Here is a 3,498-nt window from a genome sequence, read left to right as displayed (position 1 = left end):
GCCGGAATCCAGGGCCAGGGATGGCAAAACGGTGGAGTTCAAAGCATTAGGTCGCATTTAAATTTAACCACTACCCTCTTCCCGATAGAGGCGAAGAACCCATGACGACAGTCAAGATCAATCGCAGCGGCACTTCACAGAGCGTGCAACTGCCCGATGACTTCCAGTTCGATGTCGATGAGGTCGAGATCCTGCGCCGTGGTGACGAGGTGGTCCTACGCAAGAAACAGGCAAACCTACGTGAGGCATTCGATCTGCTGGCATCCATGCCCGAAGATTTCTTCGCGGAAGGGCGGCAGGACCCATTTCCCGAGGTCCGAGAAACCCTTTGACGACTGTGTACTATCTCCTTGATACCAACATCTGCATCTACATCGCCAGACACCATCCCCCGGAGGTTGCCGGTCGATTCGAGCGACTACACCCAGGCGAAGTTGGGATGTCGATGATCACCTACGGCGAGCTCTTGCTCGGTGCGGAAAAGAGTCAGCATCCGGCACAGGCCAGGGAACGGTTGCAACGGTTCATCAAGCTTGTCCCAGTGTTGACGCTACCGAACGAAAGCCCCCACTACTATGCCCACATCCGAGCTAAGCTCGAACGTGCTGGCACACCGATCGGTCCCAATGACCTGTGGATCGCCGCGCATGCCTTGACATCCGACCTGACTTTGGTCAGCAACAATCTGCGGGAGTTCGGTCGAATCGCGGAGCTCAAGACAGAGAACTGGACGCACTGACAACATCCATCGCAATCCTTAGCGTGCGGTATTTTCTGTTCCATGGAAGGACCCCATTAACCATTATCATTTCTTCATATGCTCGAACCCCTTTTGTTCGAGGTCTTGTTGCTCCTGGTCTCCCTGGCCCTGGCCTTGCTTCTGCCCTGGCTGGGCCTCGACCCGGCCCCGGCGGTGCTCCTGGCGATCCTGCCCTATCTCGGGCGCAACCTCTATTACCTGGGTCATCTGACCCTCCTCATCCGCCGCCGCTATCGGATGGCTCCACCCTTTCCCCACGGTCTCTGGGGGGTGATCTACCGTTCCGTTGCCCAGCACCAGCAGAGCGGGCGCAAACGCCGCAAGCGTCAGGTCCGTTTCATCCGGCGCTTTCGCGAGGCGGCGATCTCGGTGCCGGACGCCCTGGTCATCCTCGACCGGCACCGACGTATCGAATGGGCGAATCCGATGGCCGCCGAGCTGATGAATGTTCACTGGCCCCGGGACGAGGGCAGTTACCTGACGGAGATCCTCCACCACGATTTGCTCGGGGAGTTTCTGGTCGCCGACGAGTATTTGCGGTCCCTCGAGCTGGCACCGGAACACAATCGTGCCATCACGCTCTCGGTGCGCATCACGCCCTTCGGCGAGCGCAAGCGACAGCGGCTCGTGGTCAGCCGTGATATCACCAAGGTCTTTCACCTCAATCTGATCCGCCGCGACTTCGTGGCCAATGCCTCCCACGAGTTGCGAACACCGCTGACGGTGATCTCCGGCTTTCTGGAGAACCTGATGGATTCCCCGCGCACGCCCGAGCATCACCGGCGGCCACTGCAGCTGATGAGCAGCCAGGCCGAGCGTATGCGCTCCATCGTCGAGGACCTGCTTACCCTCTCACGGTTGGAGATGGAAGACGCTGCAACCCAGTCGGAGCCGGTAGACGTACCGGAAACGCTGCGCCTGATTCTCGATGAGGCCCGGCTGCTAGACGCGGGCGGACATGAGCTGACCGTAGACATTGCCCCGGATCTGCTCCTGCAAGGGAACCGGCTCGAGCTGCGCAGCGCCCTTTCCAACCTGGTGTTCAATGCCATCCAGCACACGCCATCGGAGAGCCGGATCTGGATCACTTGGCGGGAGGACGAGGACGGACCCCTGTTTGCCGTCAAGGACAATGGAGAAGGGATTGCACGGGAGCATGTTCCGCGCCTGACCGAACGTTTCTACCGGGTCGACAAGGCACGCTCCCGGACCTCGGGAGGGACCGGACTGGGTCTGGCGATCGTCAAGCACGTGCTGAATCGCCATGATGCGCGGCTGACCATCGAGAGCGAGCCGGGACAGGGGAGCACCTTTACCTGCCGTTTTCCCGCGAGTACGGGACTTGAGCGGTCGGAGCACCATCCTCGCGACCTGCCAGTCCCAATGCCATCAAGTTAAGCGTCACTGGCGTCGTTTGTGATTGATTGATCGTGGTTTTTCATGCGCCCTCTCGCTGCGCTCGAGGCAAGATCTCTCCCGCCGGAAGGGTGTCGCAGAAGTCCTTTCGAACCACAGAGGACACAGAGAACGCCGAGAAGGGCACAGGTCAATTCTCGGCGTTCTCTGTGTCCTCTGTGGTTTAAACTTCACATGTTAAATCTGCATTTTCAATGGGATAGATGCCGTGGTATCCGTGAGCTTGAAGGAGCAGGTGGCGCGGGATTTGAAAAAATCTCTTGGACACCTCGACTACAGCTACCAAAAAGTCAGGCGCTTCAAATTCGATGGCCACGAATGGTCGGAAGACGAATTGGAGACCCTGGAAAGCTTCTCCAGTCGGTTTGCGCGAACTTCCGATATATTTGTGTCCCGTTATTTGCGCATCCTGTGTTTGGAGGCCGATCCCGGCTTTCGCGGATCGCTTGTCGATACGCTGAACCTTGGTGAAAAATCCGGCCATATCGGCTCTGCCGAGACGTGGAAGCGCATTCGCGCGTTAAGAAACGTGGCGGCTCATGAATATGCAACGGATGACGTGGATATGCTTTATCAAGAACTGGTTTCGTTAGCGCCGACTATTTTGGAGATTGCAAAGCTGCTGTGAGACTTTCTACCCAAGAAGGGAGCACCATTTTCAATGTGCTCTCGCAACTCGATGGCCACTGTGAGATTTACCTCTATGGCTCCCGCGCGGATGATGCCCTGAGAGGTGGGGACATCGACCTGCTTGTCTTCAGTGACAAGCTGACCTTTTCCGACAAGATCACGGCCCTGGTGGAAATCAAGGACATCCTCGGGGAGCAGAAGATCGATTTGACAATCAGGCCCTTCTCCGCGCGCCATTCGGACCCCTTTGTCATGGAAATCATGAAGACGGCGGTGCCCATTGCCGCTCCCCCGGAGGGTGGTGGTTAAGGTTCAAGCCGTAGGTTGGGCAAAGGCGCGCACTACTGGCCGGCAATCGAGCCGACGGCCTATATCGCGCCGTGCCCAACATCCCAACCCAGCTTTTATGGGCAATCGAGCCACAGAGGACGCAGAGAACACAGAGAAGGACACAGGCCAATTCTCTGCGTTCTGCACTCGTTCCCACTGGAGCATGGGAGCCAGAAAGAGGTCCGTAGGGCGGGTCAGGCGCGTGCGCCAAGCGCCGCGCGATTGCCGCGGCGGTGGGCGCGCCGTCACCCGCCGGATGGCGCAAGCTTATCCGCCCTACGCGGGCTCGTTCCCACTGGAGCATGGGAGCCAGAAAAAGAACCACGGATAGACACGGATAAACACAGATTGTGATCCGTGTT

5 protein-coding genes are annotated in these 3,498 nt (G+C 58.3%); all 5 read left to right on the top strand.

Features of this window, described 5'->3' with window-relative positions; translation table 11 throughout:
• Positions 1-101 precede the first annotated feature (101 nt).
• The 5 genes from BQ17_RS08000 to BQ17_RS07980 all read left to right on the top strand — a co-directional run bounded on the left by BQ17_RS08000 (position 102) and on the right by BQ17_RS07980 (position 3,115).
• The gene (locus BQ17_RS08000) at positions 102-332 is read left to right on the top strand and encodes an antitoxin (RefSeq protein ID WP_089725950.1); all 231 of its coding nucleotides are present in this window, start codon (positions 102-104) and stop codon (positions 330-332) included.
• 5 nt (positions 333-337) lie between these two features.
• Positions 338-739, top strand: coding sequence for a type II toxin-antitoxin system tRNA(fMet)-specific endonuclease VapC (vapC, locus tag BQ17_RS07995; protein WP_089725948.1), 402 nt, complete (start codon positions 338-340; stop codon positions 737-739).
• A gap of 78 nt (positions 740-817) precedes the next feature.
• Positions 818-2,158 carry a phosphate regulon sensor histidine kinase PhoR gene (gene phoR, locus BQ17_RS07990; protein WP_089725946.1) on the top strand — a complete coding sequence of 447 codons (1,341 nt, stop codon included), beginning with the start codon at positions 818-820 and terminating at the stop codon, positions 2,156-2,158.
• Positions 2,159-2,393: 235 nt separating this feature from the next.
• Positions 2,394-2,804 (top strand): ribonuclease HepT family protein, encoded by a 411-nt coding sequence (locus BQ17_RS07985; RefSeq protein ID WP_141699165.1) that lies wholly within the window; start codon positions 2,394-2,396, stop codon positions 2,802-2,804.
• Complete coding sequence (locus BQ17_RS07980) at positions 2,801-3,115, top strand: nucleotidyltransferase family protein (protein WP_089725942.1); 315 nt, start codon at positions 2,801-2,803, stop codon at positions 3,113-3,115. Before BQ17_RS07985 ends, BQ17_RS07980 begins: the two co-directional genes overlap by 4 nt.
• Positions 3,116-3,498: the final 383 nt, after the last annotated feature.

The sequence above is a fragment of the Candidatus Thiosymbion oneisti genome (genome assembly GCF_900092655.1).
GTDB lineage: Bacteria > Pseudomonadota > Gammaproteobacteria > Chromatiales > Chromatiaceae > Thiosymbion > Thiosymbion oneisti.
The sequence above is the reverse complement of the archived record's forward strand: the minus strand, read 5'-3'. Positions and strand labels throughout refer to the sequence as shown.